Source organism: Acinetobacter sp. 70_2, assembly GCF_056736115.1.
On sequence record NZ_JBWZIP010000015.1, the window covers coordinates 1,285,158 to 1,309,732 of the forward strand.

The window sequence follows — 24,575 nt, forward strand, 5'->3', positions numbered from 1 at the left end:
TTTAAAGCCCCTAAAATGGGGCTTTTTAATCAATGTACTTAAGATAATCTGTTTCTAAATAGCCAAGCTGCCAAAGGTAAAGTGACCAGTCCGAGTATGATCATTGGAATAAAGTTGAATTTAACTTGTGTAAAGCTTGCACCTTCCAAATAAACTCGTTGTACCAAGTTAATTCCGAACCTTAAAGGATTTGCATAAGTTGCTATTTGCAATGCTTCTGGCATGTTTTCTACAGGAGTTAATAAACCTGAAAGCAACATTAAAGGCATAATGAGTAAAAACGTAAACAACATAGCTTGTTGCATATTTAAAGATAATGCCGAAATTGATAAGCCTACACCGACTACAGCTACGTTAAAACTCAACAAACCAAAATAAAGCAGCCCAATAGAGCCATTCATAGAAATTTTAAACCAGAACAAAATAATCAATAAAATAATGGTTGACTGCATGAGCCCTACAAAAATTGGCGGTAAGGCCTTACCAATCATTATTTGTAATGGTGTATAGGGTGTCACTAATAACTGATCAAATGTACCTTGCTCACGTTCACGCGCAACTGATAAAGCGGATAAAAGTAATGTTTGCATCATACTTAATGCTGCAATTAATGAAGGCATTAAACTCCATCGAGACTCTTGATTTGGGTTATACCATGTTCTTGTTTCAAGGCTAAAGGGCAAAGTTGAGTTAAATTTTTGCTGATTAAACTGACCAATAATTTTATTTAGATATGAACCAGCTACAACAGCAGTTGATGAGTTCCTGCCATCAACAATCACTTGTATAGATGAGCTTTGGTTATTATTTAATTTGTCTTCAAAGTCGGACGGTATGGTAATTACAACCAATGCCTGACGACTATCAATAACCTGTTTGATTTGACCAGTATATTCAAGTGTTGCAACACGTTTAAAAATACCCGAGCCATCTAGTTTGGAGATGAGTTCATGTGAGACCTGCCCATTGCTCTGGTCTAAAATTGCATAATCCACATGGTTAACATCATAAGTTGCAGCATAACCAAACAAAAGCGCTTGCATCAGTGCGGGTACAAATAGAATGACTCTATTTGCAGGATCACTAAAAATAGTTAAGAATTCTTTTTTGACCAAAAAACTTAAATGTTTTAGCCAAGCGATTAGTTGCTGCCACATAACTTTATCTCAACCGTTTTTTCAGTGAAAAGTTCACAGCACATATCAAAACAACGATATATCCCAACAGAAAACCGCACTCTTTAAACCATAACTTCCAATCATCACCTCCCATAAATAAGGTTTTAATTAAAATCATAAAATGCGTAGCTGGAAGCAACTGACTAATAATTTGCACAACCAAAGGCAAGTTGCGTGTATCAAAAACAAACCCAGAAAGCATCAGCGCGGGCATAAAACTTGCCAATAAGGCAATTTGACTCGCCTGAAATTGACTTTGGGCAAAGCCTGATATAGCTAAACCAAGTAATAACGACACAATTAAATATAGAAATGAAGCAGGCAAAATTGAAAATAATGAACCGCGCATGGGCACTTCAAAAATAAAATATGCAGCAACAAGACAGATTATGATATCAATCATGCCGACCACCACATAGGGAATGAGTTTTGCTAATACAATTTCAAATGGCCGTACAGGCGTAACAAATAAAGCTTCTAGAGTTCCCCGCTCCCTTTCACGGGCAATAAGTAAACCAGTTAAAAATGCGCCAATTAAAGTTAAAATGAGCACCATTAAGCCAGGGACTAAAAACCAAGTACTGTTACCAGATTCGTTAAACCATATTCGTTGTTCAATATTAACGGCGCTTGACGTTGCTAATATTGGGCTACGGTCAAACTGTATAGACGGTGCGGTAGCTAAAGCACCTGCAACATAACCTTCTAAGGCTGTTGCTATGGTGGTGGATGTCCCATTTAATAATAGTTGAACCTTGGCATTACCTTGCTGTGCCTGACTGGCAAAATCTGAAGGAAAATGCAAAATGGCATCAATTTCGCCATCTCGAATGGCCTGCTCTGCTTCAGGCAAATTATGAAACTCTTGACTTGTTAAATATCGTGAGCCATTTAAACCAGCTAAAGCCTGATTGATCTGCGGTGAAGACTGATCAACGACAACGCCGACTCGGGCCTGATTTAAGTCAAAAGATAGTCCATAACCAAACAGTAGAATTAAAATAACAGGCAAAACCAGACCAATCCCGAGGCTGCTTTTATCACGAATGAGCTGCTTAGTTTCTTTTCTTACTAACGCTGTTAATCGATTCCAAAATCCTAAGCTCATTGTAGACCTCCTAAACAGCGTGCCTTAATGCACGTGCTTGTTCCACAATTGCTATAAAAGCCTCATTCATATCACCAATATGCTTATCTCGACTGGCTAAATCGCGCACTTGTTGGGGTGAACCTAAGGCTAATAACTTTCCAGCATCTTGTATGGCAATGCGGTCACAATATTCTGCTTCCTCCATAAAATGAGTGGTAATAATGATAGTAATCCCTTGATTTGCCAGCTCGCCAATGCTGTACCAAAATGAACGCCGTGCAAGCGGGTCAATTCCGCTCGTGGGTTCGTCTAAAAATAAAATTTCTGGGTCATGCAACAGTGCCGCAGCCATAGATAATCGTTGTTTATAACCCCCAGGTAAATCACCGCTTTTAATATGTGGCTTTAAATCGTATTGCTGTAAGGCTTTATCAATTTGTTGATTTAGTTTTTTGCCAGATAACCCATAGGCTCCACCAAAAAACTTCAAGTTTTCCAAGACAGTTAAATTGCTATACAGTGCAAATTTTTGAGAGACATACCCCACTTTAGCTCTTGCCTCAGCACGAGCTGTCCGTAAATTTTTACCAGCAACTTCCAAATACCCGCTACTTGCTGGTAGCAATCCACACAACATTCGAAATGTTGTCGTTTTACCCGCGCCATTGGGTCCAAGTAATCCAAATATTTCGCCACGTTGTACAGTAAATGATGTATTGGCAACAGCAGTAAAGTCGCCAAAGGTTCTGACTAAATCTTTAACTACAATGATAGGTTGCTCTGATTTTAAATTATTGTTTTGTTGTAATTGAAAAGCTTGCTCAGAAATAGGTATATGTTTTGGTTGCTTTTGAGTCTGCTGCAACAGCATCATAAATGCATCTTCAAGTTCAGGTGGTCGTGCATTGGCTTTTAGCCCTTCAGGTAAAGTATTAGCTGATAGCTCTTTTTGACGACTAATAAAGTTTACTTGTTCACCCTTTGGAACAGCATCGATAATCTCTATATGGTTATCAAGTAACTGGGCTTGTAAGGCCCGAGCTTTAATTTGTTCTGAAAGTTTTATTTTCCATGTTTGTCCATGTGCTATTTCTTTTAATTGTTCAGGTGAACCTTGTTTTAAAATTTTTCCCTCATGCATGATATACACGTGAGCACATTTTTCTGCCTCATCCATATAAGCAGTACTTATAATTACGCTTAAGTTTGCTTCTTGAACAAGTTGTTCAATAATGATCCATAAATCTCGTCTTGATAGAGGATCCACCCCAACACTAGGCTCATCAAGTAAGAGCAATTCTGGGGACCGAACTAAAGTACATGCCAGCCCTAGTTTTTGTTTCATCCCACCAGAAAGTTGGCCTGCTAGACGTTGAGTAAACTGAGTAAGATCCGTTATTTCCAATAACCGCTTAAACCTTTGCTCCCGTACATCCTTTGGAACACCATGTAAGTCAGCATATAAATCTAAATTTTCTTGCACACTTAAGTCTTCATAGAGTCCAAAACGTTGTGGCATATAGCTAATACGGTCTTGTACAGCTTGCGGATTTTTACTCACGTCAATTCCAAGTACATTTAATGAACCAGAAGTGGCTTTATATAGTCCTGCAATTAATCTTAATAAAGTTGTTTTTCCCGAACCATCTGGACCAACTAAAGCTGTAAGCTCTCCTTTGTTAATTTGCATATTCAAATCAACAATTGCACTAATATCTTCTGCCTTATTATTCTCAGCCTTAAAAGTCATGAATAAATTTTTAACTTGAACCCCTACTTTTTCATCAGTCATGAGCTTTCTCACCTGAAGCAAGTGGCACTTTTACAGTCACAGGTTGGCCCATTTTTAATTGATCATTCGGATCATTTACATAGACCCTAACCTCATAAACCAGTGTTGTTCTAATCTCTTCGGTTTGTACTGTTTTCGGCGTGAACTCAGCTATTGAAGATATATAGCCAATTTTTCCATTGATAGGTTGATTGGGATCAGAATCACGAATAACTTGGGCCGTACCGCCCATCTTGATAGAACTTAAATCTTGTTCGTTTACATACACACGAATCCATTTGGGATCGATTAAAGCCAATGTATAAACGGCCTTTTGCGCAGTTGTCATATCTCCAACTTCTTGTAACCGCGCTCGTACCACTGCATTTGCAGGAGACTTTAATTCAGCTTGAGTAAGGTTATAGTTAATTAGATCTAAATTAGCTTTGGTTACTTCATACTGTGCTTTGGTCGCTTCACGATCTTCTTGTCGAGCACCCTTAATTATTAATTCTAAATTAGCCTGTTTTTCACGGACCGCTGCCTCAGCACTATCTTTATTACTTTTGGCATAGTCTAGCTCTTGTTGGCTAATGGCCCGACCATCAGTACTACTTACCAAAATTTGTAAGCGTTGCAAGTTTTTGTTAGTTTTATCAAGCTCGGCTTGGGCAGATGCAAGTTGTGCTTTTGCTTGACTAATTTCTTCTGGGCGAGCTCCCACATCTTGTTTAACAATTGCCTCTTGTTGAGCTTTAAGTTGTGCTTGAGCTTGCTTTGCCTGAATGTGTAGTGCATTGGTATTAAGAGCCGCTAGTACTTGCCCTGCTTTAACTTTATCGCCCTCTTGTACTAACAGTTTCTCTATACGACCAGACTGTTCAAATGCAAGTGAAACTTGGCGAATATCAACATTTCCATATAAAGTTAATACATTATCTTTTTGATTTTTATCATTATATTTCCATACCCAAAAGCCGATGATAACCACAGCTATAACAACCAAGACGACGGCAATTACTTTTTTATTCATCTTATTGGCCTTCTTATTAAATTCAAATTTTATTAGTTTAAATTCAATTTAAATTTAAATTACTCCAATCTTTGAATAAAAGATATACTTTTATGGTGAATGAAAATTAGGGTTAAATATGTCCAGATCTAGACGAAGTGATGGTGACTTAACCAAGTCTAAAATTATTGAGGCAGCAGGACCTTTAATTGCCCAATATGGTTTTGCAAAGACAGCGAACAAAACAATTGCTAACGCTGCGAATGTCGATTTGGCTGCAATTAATTATCACTTCGATGGTCGAGACGGGCTGTATCAAGCTGTGTTAGTAGAAGCCCACGCTCACTATCTAGATGAAAAATATTTATTAGAACTTGTTGAAAGCACTCACTCACCAGAAGAAAAGTTAAGCTTATTACTTGAAACTTTGCTGCATAAATTAACTGAAAAAGATGTTTGGCATGGCAAAGTCTTTATTCGTGAGTTGTTCTCACCTTCTGAGCATTTATTAAGTTTTATTGAACTTGCAGGTATGAGGAAATTTTTTCTTATTCGTAAGCTCATTAGTCAAGTTGCTGGTTTAGATGAAAATAATCCAGCTGTTTTGCCTTGTATTTTAAGCGTGATGACCCCTTGCATGATGCTCATTATTGCCGGACCAAATGCTCAAGCACCTGAGCCACTTAAAAATATTGCTCAGATGCCATTACATGATTTAGTTGAACATTTTAAAAAATTTTCATTAGCAGGATTAAAAGCAATTAGCCAATCAAATCTTAAAAATTAGCGATTCAAACATTGCAAAATGGCTTGTACCGGATCTTCTGTATTTCCAGAAATAAGCTGTTTATGCATAGTTAAATGTTGCATCACTTGAATTTGAGCTGTTTCAACACTCATCAGTTTTTCTATTTCAGCGGCTAAATTTTCCGGTGTTGCATCGGCCTGAATCAGCTCTTCAATGACTTTCTTACCCGCAATAATATTTGGCAAAGAATAGTAAGGAATTTTCACTAAAAGCTTAGCAATTATATAGGTCAACCAATGCAATTTATAGAAAGTAACCATTGGTCTATGCATGAGCATGGCTTCTAGTGTCGCCGTCCCAGAAGCTAACGCGATAATATCACTTGCGTTCATCACCATACGGCCAATTTTGGATTCACTATCAGTATTTTCTAAAATATGAATGCAGGCTTTTAAATAGGGTGCTAATTGTTCAACACCCTGCTCAATCTGTTGCTTACGGGCATCATTAATTGCTGGAATTAAAAATTGGATGTCTGGATATTTTGTATGCAAAATATTAGCCGCACCCAGCAGCATAGGAAGGAGTCGCTCTACTTCACCTTTTCGACTACCTGGTAACAAAGCAATATGCTTCTGATTTTCATTAAGACCTAATTGCTGCTTAGCAATTTGAATTGGGTTCTCAAGTGGCAATTGTTTAGCTAGCGGATGTCCTACAAATGCTGCTGGAACTTCGTATCGTTCATAGAAAACTTTTTCAAAAGGAAATAAGCAAAGTACTAAATCTATGCTCTGCTTAATGCCATGAACACGCCCTTGGCGCCACGCCCAAACAGATGGACTGACATATTGAACTGTTTTTATTGGAAGACTCTTTTCTTTAATACTTTTCGAAAGTCTAAGATTAAAATCTGGTGCATCAATACCAATAAATATATCAACTGGATGCTGAGTCCATTGGTTAATTAAACCATCTCGAACGGCGAATAGCTTTTTTAAGTCTTTTAATACCTCAACAATCCCCATTACAGACAGAGTTTCCATTGGATAATAACTGTTAAAACCTTCAGCAATCATTTGGGGTCCACCGATTCCCTCAAACTCAGCATCGATTCCTTGCTCACGGAAACTACGCATGAGTTTCACACCCAGTGTATCTCCAGAAACTTCCCCAACCACAATGCCTATTTTAAGTTTTCGATTTGCCAAGGCGAGTTACCCAAAAATTAGAAATAATGCATTCTAGCATAGAGGCTTATTAATCTTGAACTTGCTAAATACATGTGGCTAAAGCCAATGAAAGCACACCACAATCTAAAATTACATTCATGCCCTATCTTTTAATCTAAATTAACAATGTGATTTGAATTGTAGCTTACATTTACAAACAATAAAATAAATGAGAATTATTTACATTATCTTTACCATTATGACCATCCCACCTCGACTATTTAAACTTTCTGTAATCGCCTGCGCGATTTATTATGTAAATCTCACTTATGCTCAAGACGCAGATATACAAGCTTTGCAGACGATTCAAGTTAAAGCGACAAGTACAGAGCAATCTTCTGAACAAACCAAAGCCTATAATGTTAAAAACTCGAATAGTGCAACCAAGCTTAATATTGAGGCTAAAGAAACTCCTCAAACTATTAATGTCGTTACTCGTCAACAAATTGAAGACTTTGGTCTTACCAGCACCCGAGATGTTCTAAACAATACACCTGGGGTAACAGTAACCAATCAGGAAACAGAGCGAACTACTTATATGGCTCGTGGCTTTGAGATTTCAAATATATTGACTGACGGCGTGGGTTTCCCCCTCTCTGGTTATAACTATAACAATACCAATCCTGATACTTATTTTTATGATCGTGTAGAAGTCGTTAAAGGTGCTGACTCTTTAACGAACGCATTTGGTGACCCAAGTGCAACCATCAACAATATTCGAAAGCGTCCAACTCAAGAATTTCAAGCAAGCGGCGGTGTAAGTTATGGGTCTTGGGATACTCAGCGTTATGAAGCAGATGTATCTGGCTCAATTCTACCGAGTGGAAAAGTCCGTGGCCGTATTATGGGTTATGAGCAAACTGGTGATTCTTACCTTGACCGATATTCTTCAGAGAAAAATGGTTTCGCTGGTATTGTTGAAGCTGATTTAACAGATACCACGTTACTTACCGTAGGTTATAGCCAAGAAAAAAATAAATCGAATGCAAACAACTGGGGTGCTCTACCTTTATTGGATGCCAACGGCAAACAAATTTCTTATGATCGCTCATATAACCCAAACCCTGACTGGGCGCATTGGGATAATGAAACACAAAATGTTTTTGTTGAATTAAAGCAAAAAATTAATGAAAAATGGGCAGCTAAACTGACTTATAACTATCTGGATAACAAGCATAATAGTCGTCTCCTTTACTATTATGGTTATCCAAAAGCTGATGGTTCAGGAGTATCTTTAACACCATGGGGTGGTCAAGAGCATCAAGAACAACACGCTGTAGATTTTAATCTTGAAGGGACTTATAAACTTTTTAATCGAGAGCATGAAGCAACGTTAGGCTATAACTATGTACGTAGTCGTCAGCATGATAATCAATCTACAGGAACAATTAACGACAGTAATGTTATCAATTCGACCACAATAAATTGGGCAAGCTGGACACCTCAATCTATAACGTGGTCAGATTTCACTGAAGCAGCTAACTATACGCAAAATATAGATTCAATTTATGCAGCTACACGTTTACATCTCAATGAAGATTTAAAACTTTTACTTGGTGCAAACTATGTGAGAGCCGAGAGTAAGGGCGAAAGCTATGGTTCACCTATGGCATATAGTGAAAGTAAAGTTTCACCCTATGCTGGCTTAACCTATAACTTTACGCCTGAATATACAGGTTATATGAGTTATACCTCAATTTTCCGTCCACAAACTGGTATTGATCAAGATACCAACCAGGCTTTAAAACCTGTTGAGGGTAAAAGCTATGAAATGGGGATAAAAAGCTCGTGGTTAGATGACCGTTTAACCGGCACTCTTTCAGTATTTAAAACCGAACAAAACAATTATCCACTACGTAACTCGGACGGAAATCCACTTAATCGAAAAGTACCAACCAGTGATTTAGAGTCACAAGGTGTAGAAGTCGGCTTATCTGGTCAAATCACTGATAACGTCAATCTTGCTTTTGGTTATGCTCAATTTAGTATTAAAGATATTAAAAATGGTGGTGAAGCGAGAACGTATAATCCGAATCAAACCCTTAACTTGCTGACGACCTATACACCATCAGTTTTACCTAAGCTAAAAGTTGGTGCAGGCTTACAATGGCAAGACGCCGTGAAACTGTATGACTCGACAGCAAACAGCACCATTAAACAAGATTCTTATGCTTTGGTGAATTTAATGGCGAGCTATGAAGTGAATGACCACATTACGCTTCAAGCCAACGGTAATAATATTTTCGATAAGAAATATTTATATAGTTTCCCTAATGGTCAAGGCTTTTATGGACCCTCAGCTAACTATACAGTTGCTGTAAAGTTTAAATATTAATCGCACAGCCAACTCCAGTTTAGGCGTTGGCTTTCTTTTTATTTTTTTATGTGCCAGTAAAGATGTCCAAAACTTTAAACCTCCCTATGTCATATCGCATAAAAGTTTTCTATCGATTCTTAGTCGTTTTCGGTATGGGTTATGCCTGTATGGCTTATTTAAGTCTTGGTCTTACTGGCATTTTTCATTTGACTCTAGACAAACCTGAAGCCATTTATTTGGCAGCATTTATCTCTATTTTGTTTTATGTACTTTTCGTGCTTTTAGGTTTCTGCATCCAATCATTATGGAAATTGACTGGACTATCAATTGCGCTATGCGCCCTTTTCTTTTTTGTGACACGGATGGTGAGTTATGCATAAAGGTATACGCCAATCTATGGCATGGCTGCATTCATGGACTAGTTTAATTTTTGGATGGCTCGTATTTACTATTTTTTTAATGGGCAGTTTGTCGTATTACCGCCATGAAGTTAATTTGTGGATGCAACCAGCACTTGCACAGTACGAAATAAAACAAGATGTAGCAATTAAAACGGCATATCAATACTTACAAAAAAACGCTCCAGATGCCAAGTCTTGGTATTTAACTGTTGCTACAGTAGAAAGCCCCGTTAACACCATGTATTGGGAAAAACCTAACGGTGGTTATGGCAATGCCACACTCGATGCAAACACAGGTCAAGAACTAAAACTTTCGGCAACCGAAGGTGGTGACTTCTTTTATCGTTTTCACTATCAACTTTTTGGCGTTCCGATATTCATTGGACGGCTAGTTGTATCTTTAGCAGCTTTTATTATGTTGATCGCCTTAGTCTCAGGCATTATTACCCATAAAAAAATCTTTACCGATTTTTTTACCTTGCGCACCTTTAAGTCTCAGCGTTCATGGCTAGATTTTCATAATGTGTCATCTGTTCTTGCACTGCCCTTCTTTTTGACTATTACTTTTACAGGCTTAGCTATTTTCTTTTATTTATATCTACCTTGGGGAATGCAAAAACTCTATCCAGAGAATCCATATCAATATTTTACAGAAATTCGCACAAAGACTGTCTCTGAGAACCAATCGATTCAACCTGCTCAAAACTTAGCGATTGAGAAGTTATTGAGTCAAGTTCAGCAACGTTGGGGAAATCAAACTTTAGAAACTATGAGTGTTAAAAACCCAAATACGAATCAGGCTCAAATTACATTTATCCAGCAAGAAGACCGCTCTATTACCCGTAATCAAGCACAAATCACCTTAGATGCCACAACCGGCAAAGTCTTGGGGGATACACGTAATCATAGTCCTATTGCTACACTTTATGCTGGAGTATATGGCTTACATATGGCAACTTTTGCTCAACCTTTACTTCGCTTAGGATTGTTTTTTTCTGGCATTTTAGGTTGTGTGATGATTGCGTCTGGCTTATTACTTTGGAGCCTTAAACGCCAACTTCAAAATAAAAATACTAAGTTTCATTTCGGGCACTATTTAGTTGACCGTTTAAATGTTGCCACATTTGTAGGCTTGCCTTGTGCAACCATTGCTTATTTATACGCAAATCGATTATTTACCGTCACCCCGACTACAATAAATTATGAAATTTATAGTTTCTTCTTAGTCTGGCTCATGAGCCTAGTTATTGCATTAATCACTAAAAAGCAGCATTTGTGGCGAACTCAACTGAGTATTTTTATTGTGCTTTGTATTGTACTTCCAATCTTAAATCCAAGCTATTTACTCAAATATGATTACATTCGAAGCCTCAGCGACTATTGGAACTTTGCTCGTGTAGACGTTTTTTTCTGGTTATTTGCAGCTTTAGCACTCTTCATATTCTGCAAAATTAGACCTATTCAGTATAAAGCTGTAGAAAAAATTCAAAAAAAGCTGAATAAGTTAAATATTGAGGTGAATTCATGATGATCTTTGTTTTTGTCCTGACTTTGCTGGGTATGTATTTATTATTCATATCTAGCGAGAAATATCGATCACCGAAATCAACGGGTTATTTCAAATCGTTGGCTCAAAAATATTATTCATTTTTGAGGATATCGGCCTTTCTATTATTTGCTTTAAGCGGATTTGTACTCATCAAAAAGTATGGTTTTTCAATTGGTTTTGTCAGCTGGTGGATCTTTGCAACGCCTTTGACATTTTTACTCATATTATGGCTTAACCCATTGCGAGCTTCACGATCATCATCTAAGTCATAAATCTGAATGAAATTTCATCAAAATAGGTATTTTTTTGATTGCTTAGCTTTTTTTTGCATAAGTAAATCATTATTCATGACAACTGTTTATCTCTAAAAGGAATAAGATATCTGCGTTTCATGATAAGTGGCGATAAAGATGTCTGGTGCTTTTGAATTTATCTTAGCGGGTATGTTAGTTGGCTTCTGTGTAGGTATTACAGGAGTTGGTGGTGGGTCATTAATGACACCAATTTTAATTGGTCTTTTTAGAATTGAACCTCATATCGCAATTGGTACCGATTTACTTTATGCCGCAATTTCAAAGTTCTGTGGATCAATGGTTCACGCAAAAAAACTCAATATTGTGTGGCCTATCGTTTTATGGCTCGCAGTCGGTAGTATTCCTGCATCTTTCGGTACTGCTTGGGTATTGGAACATTATTTAAGTCAGTCAACACACTATAAAGCCGTTTTAACAATGGTTTTAGGCTTTATGCTGACCTTGACTGGTGTTTCTATTATTTTCCGTTCTCGGATTGAAAAGTTCTTCAGTAAATTCCGAAATAAAGAAATTACTCATACTGAAAATGAGCAATTAGCTGTTCAAAACAAGCGTACCTATATTGTCATTATGGGCATCATTTTAGGTGTATTCGTAACGTTATCGTCTGTTGGTGCTGGTGCTTTTGGCATTATGGCGCTTGTGATTATGTTCCCGAACTTACCAATGATTCGAATTATTGGGTCAGATGTGGTACATGCCGTATTACTTACCCTAGTTGCTGGTCTTGGACATATGAGTGCGGGTAATGTCGACTTTATGCTGCTTATGTGGTTATTAGTAGGTTCTATTCCGGCAATTATTATTGGGACATTAATTAGCTCTCGTATGCCAGAACGCTTAATCCGAAAAATTCTAGGGATTACCCTATTTGCCCTAGGTGTTAACTTTATGGTTCACCCAGTCAAAGCCAAACCAAAAGCAGCTGTGGTACAACAACAAGTAGTAGTTGCTGAAAAAACAAGCAACTCGACTGAAAGATAGTAAAATCAATAGGATTTTTCCAAACTGAAATACCATGAGATGTAGCATTTTCATAATTATTTCATGGTATATTCAGTACACAAAACAACCTTTAGTATGATCGAACCAGTGACAGCAATGACTACACATTCAAATTCCGTTTCCAAGCCAGATATCGACGACGTTAATATTAAAAGCATCCAAACTCTTGTAACACCTGCCGAGCTTAAGTCAGAACTTCCTTTATCTGATGTTGCTTCACAAACTGTTCTAAAAGGTCGCGAAACTATTCGTAATATTTTAGATGGTTCTGATAAGCGTTTGTTTGTCGTTATTGGTCCTTGCTCTATTCATGATCCTAAAGCTGCTCACGAATATGCCGATCGCTTAAAAGCACTAAGCGAAAAGGTTAAAGATACTCTCTATTTGGTTATGCGTGTTTATTTTGAAAAACCACGTACGACAATTGGTTGGAAAGGTCTAATCAATGACCCAGATATGAATGACTCATTTAACATCGAAAAAGGTTTACGTATTGGTCGTAAGCTTTTGCTTGAGTTAAATGAAAAAGGTTTACCTTGTGCAACTGAAGCACTTGACCCTAACTCGCCACAATACTACCAAGATTTAATTTCTTGGTCTGCGATTGGTGCACGTACAACAGAAAGCCAAACTCACCGTGAAATGTCTTCTGGTCTATCATCACCAGTAGGTTTTAAAAATGGTACAGACGGCGGTTTAACTGTTGCAACCAATGCCATGCAGTCTGTTAAATATGGTCATAGCTTTTTAGGCTTGAACGAAGACGGTCAGGTTTCAATCATTAATACAAATGGTAACCCTTATGCACACGTTGTATTACGTGGTGGTAATGGTAAACCAAACTACGATGCTGGCTCTGTTGCAGAAGCAGAAAATGCTTTAGCAAAAGCAAAAGTTAGCAATAAGATCATGATCGATGCGAGTCATGCTAACTCAAATAAAGACCCGTACTTACAACCACTCGTGCTTAAAAACATTACTGAACAAATTTTAGATGGCAATAAGTCAATTGTAGGTATTATGGTTGAAAGTCACCTAAAAGGTGGCCGCCAAGATATTCCTGAAAATCTTTGTGATCTTGAATATGGTAAATCGGTAACTGATGGTTGTATCGATTGGGAAACTACTGAAAAGACATTGCTTGAAATGCATGAAGCTTTAAAAGATGTTTTACCAAACCGTTAATTCATCTTTTTTAAGATTGAAAATTAAGCCCTCATTTTTGAGGGCTTTTTTATTTTGCTTGGACAAAATTTAATATCAAAATAAGTAAAAATAACTCACCACAAAAGTAAAAAGCAGTACAGTTTCACTAATCTCAATTGCTGCGCCGACAGTATCGCCTGTAATACCACCTATTCGTTTTATAAATAAGTGTCTTAAATAAACAAGACTGCTTAAAAAGCCAATAATCGCGATAAGCCCTTGCAATTCCCAATACAATGGCAATAGCAGAACAAACCCAGTTATTATCCATGAAGCAATTTTAGGTAAATGATCTGTCAAAGAACGCCCTAAACCTTTTTCACGAACATATGATGTAGTTAAAAACAAAATAGACGGTACAACGCGTCCAACTATAGGTACAAGTATTAAAAATAGTGTTTGATGTTGTTCAATCAACACATAGATCAGTACAAATTTGAGTAAACAAATGATAACTAAGCTCAGTACTCCAATTGGACCACAACTTGGATCCTTCATGATTTGTAAAGTACGTTGTTTATCACCAAAACCACCTACCCACGCATCGGCAGTATCAGCTAACCCATCTAGATGCAATCCACCAGTCAACCAAATCCATAAAGTGAGTATGATTGAGGCAAGTAGAACAATAGGGAGTTTAGCCAAAAGACAGGTGAAAATAAAAAGTATGCCACCGATAACTAGCCCAACCAGTGGATAAAACAAAATAGCTTGACCATTTTGTTGCGCCGTTGGTATTGTTTTTAACTCAATAGGCAGAACAGTTAAAAATTGCAATGCAATCCAAAAAGGTGTCATATCCAACTCTCTAACTGAACTATATTTAAAAATAAACTGAATTATGAAGAAATAAAAATGGGAATAGCAATCCCTATTCCCATGAAAGACTTTAAAAACTGAAAATCTATTGCATTTGATAGCACTGTTTCAATTTGATGTAGTCATAGTAAAAACTAGTTGGTGTGTAACGTGCATAATTACATGCAGACTTAAATAACGTCTCTTTTTCGTTATAAAGCATCTTCACTAAAGTATTACCTTGGTTATTTTGATAAATATCCCACTGTACATTGGCTGCCATAGGCGAAACTACTTCACCACGCCATGTACTTGTTGAATAGGTATAAGTTTGGCGTAGTGGTAAAGGCTGCATCATATTATGCAGATCTAAACTGGTCGCTAGAGGAATAATAATTTCAGCATGAGCAAAACGTAAAACTGCTTTATATGGTTGGGCTTTATTTACAACTGCATCAACTTGTTGAAATAAATCTTGTTTGAGGCCTTGTGCAATTTCACTGGTAACTTGATTTGACTCTGTGAAACTTGGGCCTTTTTGATAAAAATCATTGGCATCATTAAATTCAGCGTAGAATTTCGCAGCATCTAAAGGCATATATTTATCAAAATCAACACCTTTTAACTCATCTTTCATACCACCAGAAATAGAATAAAGCTCATAAATATAAGCCGCAGCATCTACTGCACTAGCAATGGTATTTTTACCCTTACCTTTTTCTGTAATTTGTTCGCCTTTAGGTGAAGTTACTGTAAAAGACCCATTATTGCTAAAACTATAAGCTGTTGTACCAAGCTTTTTAATAAAGTCTGCTTTAAAAATTGGAGTGAGTACGGTCTGAGCAGTTTTTTCTGCCTGATTATTCTTCGATAACTCATTCAACTTTTGAGCTAAATCTTTATTGTTTGCTTCAAAATTTTGATAAGTCTGGCTTGCATCATAAATTTTCTGTTGGGTAGCACTTAGTGGTTGAGTTAAATCTTCAGTCGCATTCAGACTATGAAAATAAAGTTTAAAACGGTCAACACCACCATCTACAAGGCTAGGAACACTTGAACTCGATAAACTGGTATAAGACGTTGGCACAATTTTATCTTTAAGCAGCGGTTGTTGTTTCATTAGTTCAGCAGTGAAGAATTTAGCACTATCCACCGCACGATCTACCCCAGAACTTTGTACCAATATAGATGCTTGAGAGTTTACAAGTGTTGGTAAACGTTGTAATAAGCGATCGGCAATGCCACGATGTTCTAAAATACCAGTCATGGTTTCATTTCCGTAACCATACTGGCGAATACCTTCAACACCATAACCTAACAGGATATTGGCTTTCATCATTGCTTCTAAGTCAGCACCTAACTGCTCACCTAACGGCGTTAAAGCATTTTCTGCTTTTGCCTGTTTCCATAAATTATAAAGTGCTAAATCATATTTAAGACTTGAGAGTCCTCGTGAACCGTGACGTGCAACTAGCTCTGTAAAAACTGGTTGGAACCCATTGGGTGCTTGTTCATAGCTTTTTAGATCTTGTTGCGGTTGATAAGGTGTTTTGGTTTGATAATATTTGGATGAGTTTGTAGATGGTGTAGTTTGAACTTCTTGATCATCATTGTTATTGCAAGCCGCGAGTAATATGGTTGTGGCAAGCAACGTCGTTTTAAATAAAATATTCATAAGTTAGATAGGCTATTAATAAGAAATACCCCTAGCTTAGTTTTTAGCAATTACAGTTCTATTAAACGGACTTAAATATCTTCATAAAAATAATAACTTACAATTGTATAAAAATATAAAACCACTATTTCAAGATAAAAGTTAATTGTTCTTCTTCTTCAAAAAATTCGAATGAGTATAATTTTCCAAGTTCTGCCTGCATTTTTAGCAAGTCATCTAAAGGTTGTTGCTGTGCTAAGCAAGACAATAGCTTAATCACGCCTCCATGTGTAACGACCAATGCACGTTGCCAATTTTGGTTTTGCATATCTAAGAGTAAATCTTGAAAGCCTTTCAAAATCCTCGTTTGAAATTGCATTAAGGTTTCTGCCTGTGGTGGACAATATTGACTCGGTTTCTGCCAGAAATTTGCGAGTAGTTCGGGTGAAGTTTCGTAAATTTGCTGAGTTGATACACCCTCCCACTCGCCAAAATACATTTCCTTTAAGTCATGATTTAGAAGTAAAGGCAGCTGAGTTGTCTTTGCAAGTTGTTCAGCAAAACAAGCACACCGTTTTAAAGAAGAAGTTACAATGACATCCCATGTCTGGTCTGTAACTTGCTCAATGGTTGACTGCATTTGCTGCCAACCTTTTGCGGTTAACTCATCATCCAAATGCCCACGTAGAGTATGGCTATACTGACTTTCGCCATGTCTGAGTAAATCGATTCTGAATTTACCCAATTTTATCCCCGCTTACAGCAGCTTGGACAAAGGTAGCCATTTGATTATGTAATACACATGCCATTTTAACTAATGCCAATGCAGCACCAGCACCACTACCTTCACCTAAACGCAAGTTCATTTTTAAAATCGGGTCAGCATTGAGCTCTTGTAAAATACGGCGGTGGCCATATTCAGCGGATTGATGACCAAAAAACATCCAGTCACGTACTTTAGGGTTCATCCGCACAGCGCATAAAGCGGCTACAGAACTAATAAAACCATCCACAATGATAGGTAAACCCACTTGAGCGCATCGAATATAAGCACCAGTAATTGCGGCAATTTCCAAACCACCGACGGCGCATAATGTTTTGAAGACATCACCAACGACATGTTTATGATGAAGTTCTATAGCTTTCTCAATGACTTCAATTTTATGTCTTAACTGATCGGCACCTATTCCTGTCCCTACTCCAGTCAATTGCTCGGCAGTATCATTTAGTAAAAGACAAGCTAAGGCAGAAGCAGAACAGGTATTCCCGATTCCCATTTCACCTGCAATATAAATATCTGCGCCGTCGACTTTAGCAGTATCTACACTCTTCTTTCCTAACTCTAAGGCAGCACGGCATTCATCAGCATTCATTGCGGCTTGTTTAGCAAAATTTGCAGTCCCAGCACGAATACAGTGACGTTCAACACCTGCGTATTCATATGCTTCGCCCACTGTGCCACAGTCAATCACTTGTAAATGGGCTTCATGATATTTAGCAAGTACACTAATTGCTGCGCCACCCGTCGTGAAGTTTTGCAACATTTGACGGGTAACAGCTTGAGGATATGCAGAGATATTTTCTTCAACTACGCCATGATCACCGGCAAAAATTGTAATCCATGGATGGTTAACATGAGGATGTGCATTTGATTGTAAACTAGCAAGTGTAATTGCAATCTGCTCTAAATCACCTAAAGCACCTGTAGGTTTAGTGAGCTGGAGTTGATGTTGTTCAGCTTGTTGCTTTGCGTCTAGATTAGGTTGCTTTACAGATTCTAACCACCAGTTCATTTTACTTCTCACCTTTTAAAATCATTGGAAAACCAGCCACACAAAACACAACTTTATCTGCAATTTGCCCTAAAGCTTGATGTAATCTTCCTGCTTCATCGACAAAACGGCGACTAATCTCGCCGAGTGGGACAACACCAAGCCCTGTTTCATTACTTACTAAAATAATTTCTGACTCAAGTGTAGGTAAAACTTTTAATAGTTGCTCACATTCAAATTGTTGAATATTTTGATCATCTAACAGTAACAAATTGGTTAACCAAAGCGTTAAACAATCTACCAAAATAATTTGATTAGGTTGATCAATTTTTTTCAGAGCATTTGCTAAAAATAATGGTTCCTCAACCAATGCCCAGTGAACAGGTCGCTGATTTTGATGATGTGCAATTCGACTTTGCATTTCTGGATCAAGTGCTTGCGCCGTCGCCACATAAGTCACAGGTAATTGTGTAGATATTGCCGTTTGTTCAGCGAGTCGACTTTTGCCAGAGCGAGCACCACCTAAAATCAATTGCAACATGAATCACCTAAAAACAAATGCTGATACGAAAACAGCTTACCTTGTAAAGTTTGAGCTTCATAAAAACCAAACGTTAAATGCTCAACTTTCAGTTCAAATTCAACGTTTTTGTATTGTACAGGTAATTGAGAAATTTTTTGCAAAATCAAATCACTACTACAGATGTTTTTATATAAGCCTAAGGTGATATGGGGATAGTAATCTAAAGTAGCAATTTCATTAGAAACTATGCCTAATTTTTGACGTATGTGAGATAAAACATTATCGGTATCTTGGATTTCTACAAATAAAGCACTACTAAAACTATCAACTGAACCAATTTTTAATCGAAATGGTGAAATATTTTCTTTTTTTAAAATTTCTCTTTGTTTTGAGAAATTATGGAAACTAAAGTCATCACTATAAACACGAGGTTCATGGGTTAAAAATCCACATATAAATAATGTGACATGATATTGACGGTTATTCGGTTCTAATAAAAATTCTGAAAAATGTGTACGTAAGACATCTAGATAATCAACTAATTTCTGATCATTAATCTCTAGATACCACAAAGCATAATTTTGACGTCCTAGGTGCCATTCCGGATAATCCCGTATAGTCGTTGGCACCATGAACGTCGTAGGTTTTAGCAGCACAGTTTTAATTCAAAGTCACTTAAGTTTTGTATTAAAACATGTTTGCCTTTCAATTGTAGAGTGTTAAATCATTAAATGCCTTCAAACATATTGGGTAGCTGTCGTTCTGGCTTTGTTAGTTTTCATATCCAAAAGCTGTTGGTCTTGTTCAGAAAACAAATATTGAATGTGTTGGACCAAATCAACTTCAAGCTGTCTTTTCTGAGTCATATTCAGATCTAATTTTAGAATTTGTTGCTGTAGATGCTGAATAGCAGCATTATCATCAATTTCTAAAAATTGAATCGCATACGCATAACCTAGAGCAGTACCTTTTAATAAATTTTTATAAGGTAAATCATGACATATGTTCATTTCAATTGATGCCATGACACGTTCATTATAGTTGAGTTTGCGTAATGGATCTCGAGCTACTCGTTGACACGGATCTTTAAATGCGTATTCACAAGAGTCTAGAAAACTTTGAGCCATTCGGTTCAGATCTTTTGCATAGTTAGGTAATACAATTGCAAGCCCCTGTTTTACTTCTGTAATTAAGTTTTCTGCAAATGCTTTTACTGAATGATCACCCATAGCAATCCCAATAGATTCATAACCCATTAAAGATGCATACCAAGCAAGCATCGCATGCACGCCGTTCCATAGGCGGTTTTTAATAAGTTGAATATCTGTAATTTGTTCAACCAATACAACCTGACGTAGCTTTTCAAGTAAAGGACTGCCTTTTTCAACATAAATTGGCATATCCGTTTCACTGTGGAATAAGATTAAATCCATACTTTGTAAGATATGACCAGGTTGGAAATTACGACGCATATTTTCAACATAAACCGAGGCGTTGTTTTGCTGATCTGTAGTCAGTTTATTGCAGTCTTCAATTTCAATTTGATCTTCTTGTTCAACATCTTCTAAATGCTGTTCAAGGAAATTATGCTTAATACGAAGTTGACGATATAAATTCTGATTAGAAAGTTTTGAAACCATTCGGTTTACTACAGTGTCACAAAAGTAATGCTCTTTTAAAATATGTTCAGTCACATCCTCATCATTCGTTAACTCTAAAAGAGCTTCGCGAAGATGCTTCATGACTAAATATTTAGCACCCACTTTATTTAAAATAATTAAAAAAGTTAAGGGTTCTATACATGTTTCAAGTGGCGAGTTAAAACGGGCGTATAGTCCTTTTGCAATCATTTTTGATTCAGCTTCAATCGCTTGCTCTGGTAAACAAAGTGCAATCAAACTTGAATGAGTATACATCTCTAACATTTGTTGCTCATTGTCAGAGTCGACAATCGTCATATTCTCAATACGTTCATCATAAGAAAATTGTCCATAGCGAATACTATAGGTTCCAAACGCATTTACGGCCTCGCGAAAAAGACTATTACGCGTTGAAGCAATTATTTTTCTTGGTTTTGTATATCCATCCCAATGTGACAATATTTGAGCTATATACCCCCCACCAATAGCACCGAAGCCATGTATACCAACCGTAAGTTGATTCAAACTCTGTGGAAAAGGTTCTTGTATTTCCGGCATATCCATAACAGGAATAAATTGGTCAAGATCGGTTAAAAAGTCATACATCTGATCATAATAAAAATGCGCTTTTTCAAGCATTTCATCATTTGGTTCTTTAATATCTTTTAATAAAATCGTTAGACCCTCAGATGTGTAAGCTGAGGTTAGACCATTTTCAGAATCTTCAAACATTAAACATTGCTTAGTGTTTAAATTAAGTTGGCTTGCTGCTTTTAAAAATATTTCAGGATGAGGTTTTCCCTGTTCCACTTCATCACCACAAGTAATCACATCAAAGAACTTATAAACGTTGGCATTTATTAAATATTCTTCGGCAATTGCTCTACGACTTGAGGTGGCTACGGCCATTCTTAAACCAGATTTTCTTAAACGTTCAAGAACTTGAACTAATCCCTTTTTAATAGGCACGCCGTGTTTACGAATATGCTCAAGCTCCATCTCATCAGCTCTTTTTCTTATTTCTTTATACGGAACATCTACCCCATATAAACGTTGTGCTAGTTTTTCTGCTGTTGTCGCACTTAAACCCAAACATTGCATTAAATATTCGTGTGAAAACTCCTGCCCAATCAGCTCTTGAGATGCTTGTTGCAATGTTTGAAATCGTAAGCGCTCAGTGTCAAACATTGTCCCATCCATATCAAAGATAGCTCCATGAACAGGTTTTCCATGAAAAATAAGCACGTTTTTACCTCTTTTTTTGATCATGTTTTATTCAGGGTATACAAAAAATTGATTAAAAAGGTAGGATGATAATAAATGAAACATTACTGGTTATTTTTTAATCAAAAATATAAGTAATCTGTTACTGAGAGAACTTAAAAACTCTAAAAGGTTGAATAATGAAAATAATTCTGAAACCGAGTTCTAATGCAAAGATAGCAAGCTATCCTTGCTTGCTATCTTTACTTGTTCTTTTTATTGCGCTGATCATGTTTATTTTTCTTAGGTCCATTTACTGCTAAACAAACCTGCATTGTTTTTATTATGTCTTGCAGGTCTACCAATACCAGAAATTTATCTAACTCTTGTTATATTCTGGTAGAACCAAACTCCACACAATAATGATAATCATTTTCATTTAATAAGTCAATTTGATATTGCCCTTATTTTAATCAATCAAGGATATCTACAAATTGCGCCGTCAATATTTGCGCCAGATCATTTGGATTTAGACCAATATCTAATCCTCTTTTTCCCCCACTTACATAAATTTTGCCAAGTTCTTGTGCAGAAGCATCTATCACAGTTTTCAAACGTTTCTTTTGTCCTAATGGACTAATTCCACCCACTAAGTACCCTGTTAAACGTTCTGCATCTTTTGGATTTGCCATTTGTAGTTTTTTACAGCCAACCGCCGTAGCCACCTTTTTTAAATTGAGTTGATGATTAACAGGTATAATTGCGACAAAATAATTTTTTTCATCAGTTACAAGTAGCGTTTTAAACACCTCATTTACATCAAGATTTAATTTTTCGGCAGCTTCTAAACCGAAACTTTTAGCATTTGCATCATGTTCATATTCATGAATAGAAAATTCGATTTTATTACTTTTTAACAGTCTACATGCAGGTGTCATAGGATTTTAGATTTTAATGAAATGATATTGATTATATTTATTTTAGAGAAAAGTTTAAAATTTGCTTAGGCTATTTACATCATTTACATGAAAAATCAAACAGACACTGAACAAAAAACAATCTGAACTTGATATTGAGTGGATGACTCCAATATATTTAATTGAGATTTAAAGTCTGAACTGGCAAATTTATGAGTTACAAACACAATAATCTGATGGCAATGCGTCACCGTTTTTGGGATGAATCTTCAGATCATGTATTAAATGAAAAGCAATTTTTACAGCAGACCTTAATCGAACAAGGCATTTTTAATAATGCCACTTTTGAGGATGTTAAGTATTTTTTCTATACACTACCGAGCATCGTTATTGTAAAGGCCCATGCACTTGGTTTTATGCATGATTCTGTCAAGCAAATGGTTATTCAACATATTCAAGCTAATCGTGTCCACTTAATGCAAAAAGCTGAATTAAAAATTCAGTTTAAAATGTAAGTTAATGATTAATATTTAATGGCTTTTTAATCTAGCTCCTCTTTCTGGAGAGATTGTATTTTAATTTTCATTATATTGCTTAGGCTATTTTAGAAAATTAAGATATAAAATGATACTTTCAACTCACCATTCAGTCTGAGGGAACTATTTTAATACGTTCAAAACATGTAATATTCGTTACAATTTTAGATCACCAGCGTTTGGCTGCATGATGCGCATAGGATTCTATTTTCATGTCAAATCAGAACGATAAGCTTAAGAGTTTAAAAACTTCTTCCATGGATCGACGCTTATCAATCGCGAAAGCTTCTTTACTGGCAGGAACACGTTGGGCTACTGCAAGTGCCTCTACCCTCTTTTCTAGTGAAGAAGAAAAAGAGAAGAAGCGTAAAAAGGCAATGAGCGAACAAGCTAATTATCTTGTTTCTGAAATTGGCAAACTTAAAGGTTCTATTGTTAAGATTGGCCAAATGATGGCGCTTTATGGTGAACATTTTTTACCAGAAGAAATTACTCAGGCGTTAAATACTTTAAACAACCAAACGGTTGCTTTAGACTGGCCTGCGATTAAGCCACATTTACAAGAACAACTTGGTTCTAAGTTAAACGATTTAACCATTGATCATGAACCTATTGGTACAGCTTCTCTTGCACAAGTTCATCGCGCAATCCGCAAATCAGATGGATTAGAGTTAGTTTTAAAAATTCAATACCCTGGTGTAGCGAGTGCAATTGACTCAGACATGAGTCTATTTAAAAACATGCTTAAGCTTACACGTATGGTTCCTCAGACACGTGAGTTTGATCAGTGGTTTGATGAAGTACGTGAAATGATGCATCGTGAAGTCAATTATGATGTAGAAGCAGCAACCACTCGCCGCTTTGGTGAGCGCTTAAAAGATGATGAGCGCTATATTGTCCCTACAATTGTAGACGACTACTGCACAGATCAAGTCCTGTGTATGACATTCGAACGCGGCGTACCTATTAATAGTCCTGTTATGCTTTCTCTTCCACAAGAACGCCGTAATCAACTTGGTGAAGCGTCATTAGAGATTGCAGTTCGTGAGATTTTTGAGTGGGGCGAAATGCAAACTGACCCTAACTTTGGTAATTATCTTGTTCGTTTAGGTAATGGCCAAGATGTTCAGGACAAAATCGTATTATTAGACTTCGGCGCGATTCGTCAGTTCGATGAACACTTACTCTCAGTTGCACGCAATCTCATACACGCGGGTTATCAGCATGATAAACATGCGATGGTCCAAGCAATGACTGGATATGAGTTTTTCGATGCGATGCCTGAAAGTATTAAACCGGGCATGGCAGATGTCTTTTTACTTGCGACTGAAGCATTCAGCACCCCTGCAAATAATCCAGATATGCCAGCTGGCCTGATGGATGAACATGAACGTTATGACTGGAAAAAAAGCCAGTTACATAGCCGTGTTATGCAGCAGGCAAGTAAATCAATGGCATCCCGATATTTCTCTGTTCCTCCAAAAGAATTTATGTTTATTAGCCGTAAATTTATTGGCGCATATACATTTATGACTGTTATTGATGCCAAAACAAATGTACGTCGTATGATTCGTAACTTTGCTTAATTTGATCACGACTAGAATGGCTCAATGTCATTCTAGTCAATGCAAACAAAATTATTATTTTTAAGAACTAATTTTTATTTATAAAATCAAAAACATAAAATCAAGTCTATTTTATTTTTACCA

22 protein-coding genes are annotated in these 24,575 nt (G+C 36.8%); 9 read left to right on the plus strand and 13 right to left on the minus strand.

Features of this window, described 5'->3' with window-relative positions; all coding sequences use genetic code 11:
* Positions 1-38 precede the first annotated feature (38 nt).
* The 4 genes from AC1PJ9_RS15140 to AC1PJ9_RS15155 are packed head-to-tail and all read right to left on the minus strand — an operon-like array spanning position 39 to position 5,072.
* Positions 39-1,157 carry an ABC transporter permease gene (locus AC1PJ9_RS15140; protein ID WP_311087737.1) on the minus strand — a complete coding sequence of 373 codons (1,119 nt, stop codon included), beginning with the start codon at positions 1,155-1,157 and terminating at the stop codon, positions 39-41.
* A gap of 4 nt (positions 1,158-1,161) precedes the next feature.
* Complete coding sequence (locus AC1PJ9_RS15145; RefSeq protein WP_311087738.1) at positions 1,162-2,286, minus strand: ABC transporter permease; 1,125 nt, start codon at positions 2,284-2,286, stop codon at positions 1,162-1,164.
* A gap of 10 nt (positions 2,287-2,296) precedes the next feature.
* On the minus strand, positions 2,297-4,060 hold the full coding sequence (locus AC1PJ9_RS15150) for an ATP-binding cassette domain-containing protein (protein WP_311087739.1): 1,764 nt from the start codon (positions 4,058-4,060) through the stop codon (positions 2,297-2,299).
* A complete protein-coding gene (locus AC1PJ9_RS15155; protein ID WP_311087740.1) occupies positions 4,053-5,072 on the minus strand; it encodes an HlyD family secretion protein in 1,020 nt (339 codons plus the stop codon). Before AC1PJ9_RS15155 ends, AC1PJ9_RS15150 begins: the two co-directional genes overlap by 8 nt.
* 118 nt (positions 5,073-5,190) lie before the next feature.
* On the opposite strand from AC1PJ9_RS15155, the gene eppR reads away from it, so the two are divergent.
* Positions 5,191-5,838 (plus strand): error-prone polymerase regulator EppR, encoded by a 648-nt coding sequence (gene eppR, locus AC1PJ9_RS15160; RefSeq protein WP_209048040.1) that lies wholly within the window; start codon positions 5,191-5,193, stop codon positions 5,836-5,838.
* Here eppR and lpxB read toward each other — a convergent pair.
* Positions 5,835-7,010: a lipid-A-disaccharide synthase gene (lpxB, locus tag AC1PJ9_RS15165; RefSeq protein WP_311087741.1), complete on the minus strand. Its 1,176-nt coding sequence runs from the start codon at positions 7,008-7,010 to the stop codon at positions 5,835-5,837. The genes eppR and lpxB overlap by 4 nt on opposite strands.
* A 220-nt stretch (positions 7,011-7,230) precedes the next feature.
* Between lpxB and AC1PJ9_RS15170 the strand changes: the two genes are divergently transcribed.
* The 6 genes from AC1PJ9_RS15170 (at position 7,231) to AC1PJ9_RS15195 (ending at position 13,802) form a co-directional block, all read left to right on the plus strand.
* Positions 7,231-9,366 carry a TonB-dependent siderophore receptor gene (locus tag AC1PJ9_RS15170; protein WP_311088061.1) on the plus strand — a complete coding sequence of 712 codons (2,136 nt, stop codon included), beginning with the start codon at positions 7,231-7,233 and terminating at the stop codon, positions 9,364-9,366.
* 62 nt (positions 9,367-9,428) lie between these two features.
* Positions 9,429-9,728 (plus strand): hypothetical protein, encoded by a 300-nt coding sequence (locus tag AC1PJ9_RS15175; RefSeq protein WP_311087742.1) that lies wholly within the window; start codon positions 9,429-9,431, stop codon positions 9,726-9,728.
* Positions 9,721-11,277 carry a PepSY-associated TM helix domain-containing protein gene (locus AC1PJ9_RS15180; protein ID WP_311087743.1) on the plus strand — a complete coding sequence of 519 codons (1,557 nt, stop codon included), beginning with the start codon at positions 9,721-9,723 and terminating at the stop codon, positions 11,275-11,277. Before AC1PJ9_RS15175 ends, AC1PJ9_RS15180 begins: the two co-directional genes overlap by 8 nt.
* A complete protein-coding gene (locus AC1PJ9_RS15185; protein ID WP_263613635.1) occupies positions 11,274-11,570 on the plus strand; it encodes a DUF1634 domain-containing protein in 297 nt (98 codons plus the stop codon). The genes AC1PJ9_RS15180 and AC1PJ9_RS15185 overlap by 4 nt, the downstream gene beginning before the upstream one ends.
* Before the next feature lie 138 nt (positions 11,571-11,708).
* On the plus strand, positions 11,709-12,596 hold the full coding sequence (locus AC1PJ9_RS15190; RefSeq protein WP_311087744.1) for a sulfite exporter TauE/SafE family protein: 888 nt from the start codon (positions 11,709-11,711) through the stop codon (positions 12,594-12,596).
* 96 nt (positions 12,597-12,692) lie between these two features.
* A complete protein-coding gene (locus AC1PJ9_RS15195; RefSeq protein WP_016805781.1) occupies positions 12,693-13,802 on the plus strand; it encodes a 3-deoxy-7-phosphoheptulonate synthase in 1,110 nt (369 codons plus the stop codon).
* A 75-nt stretch (positions 13,803-13,877) separates the two neighbouring features.
* Here AC1PJ9_RS15195 and AC1PJ9_RS15200 read toward each other — a convergent pair whose 3' ends face one another.
* From AC1PJ9_RS15200 to ybaK, 8 genes are all read right to left on the minus strand, one after another.
* Positions 13,878-14,621, minus strand: coding sequence for an adenosylcobinamide-GDP ribazoletransferase (locus tag AC1PJ9_RS15200; RefSeq protein WP_199999876.1), 744 nt, complete (start codon positions 14,619-14,621; stop codon positions 13,878-13,880).
* Positions 14,622-14,727: 106 nt separating this feature from the next.
* The gene (locus AC1PJ9_RS15205) at positions 14,728-16,296 is read right to left on the minus strand and encodes a histidine-type phosphatase (protein ID WP_212511448.1); all 1,569 of its coding nucleotides are present in this window, start codon (positions 16,294-16,296) and stop codon (positions 14,728-14,730) included.
* 124 nt (positions 16,297-16,420) lie between these two features.
* Positions 16,421-17,020, minus strand: a complete 600-nt coding sequence (locus AC1PJ9_RS15210; RefSeq protein ID WP_049066342.1) for a histidine phosphatase family protein — start codon at positions 17,018-17,020, stop codon at positions 16,421-16,423.
* Positions 17,013-18,068, minus strand: a complete 1,056-nt coding sequence (gene cobT / locus AC1PJ9_RS15215; protein ID WP_311087745.1) for a nicotinate-nucleotide--dimethylbenzimidazole phosphoribosyltransferase — start codon at positions 18,066-18,068, stop codon at positions 17,013-17,015. The genes AC1PJ9_RS15210 and cobT overlap by 8 nt, the downstream gene beginning before the upstream one ends.
* 1 nt (position 18,069) lies before the next feature.
* Positions 18,070-18,588: a bifunctional adenosylcobinamide kinase/adenosylcobinamide-phosphate guanylyltransferase gene (gene cobU, locus AC1PJ9_RS15220; protein WP_107973237.1), complete on the minus strand. Its 519-nt coding sequence runs from the start codon at positions 18,586-18,588 to the stop codon at positions 18,070-18,072.
* A complete protein-coding gene (locus AC1PJ9_RS15225) occupies positions 18,576-19,202 on the minus strand; it encodes a 2'-5' RNA ligase family protein (RefSeq protein ID WP_311088062.1) in 627 nt (208 codons plus the stop codon). Before AC1PJ9_RS15225 ends, cobU begins: the two co-directional genes overlap by 13 nt.
* Before the next feature lie 105 nt (positions 19,203-19,307).
* Positions 19,308-21,455 (minus strand): bifunctional mannitol-1-phosphate dehydrogenase/phosphatase, encoded by a 2,148-nt coding sequence (gene mtlD, locus AC1PJ9_RS15230; protein ID WP_311087746.1) that lies wholly within the window; start codon positions 21,453-21,455, stop codon positions 19,308-19,310.
* A gap of 431 nt (positions 21,456-21,886) precedes the next feature.
* Positions 21,887-22,351 carry a Cys-tRNA(Pro) deacylase gene (ybaK, locus tag AC1PJ9_RS15235; protein WP_004701891.1) on the minus strand — a complete coding sequence of 155 codons (465 nt, stop codon included), beginning with the start codon at positions 22,349-22,351 and terminating at the stop codon, positions 21,887-21,889.
* Positions 22,352-22,542: 191 nt separating this feature from the next.
* Here ybaK and AC1PJ9_RS15240 point away from each other — a divergent pair, with 191 nt between their 5' ends.
* Both AC1PJ9_RS15240 and AC1PJ9_RS15245 read left to right on the plus strand, forming a co-directional pair.
* Positions 22,543-22,845: a hypothetical protein gene (locus AC1PJ9_RS15240; protein WP_068934550.1), complete on the plus strand. Its 303-nt coding sequence runs from the start codon at positions 22,543-22,545 to the stop codon at positions 22,843-22,845.
* 233 nt (positions 22,846-23,078) lie between these two features.
* Positions 23,079-24,452, plus strand: a complete 1,374-nt coding sequence (locus tag AC1PJ9_RS15245; RefSeq protein ID WP_311087747.1) for an ABC1 kinase family protein — start codon at positions 23,079-23,081, stop codon at positions 24,450-24,452.
* Positions 24,453-24,575 lie beyond the last annotated feature (123 nt).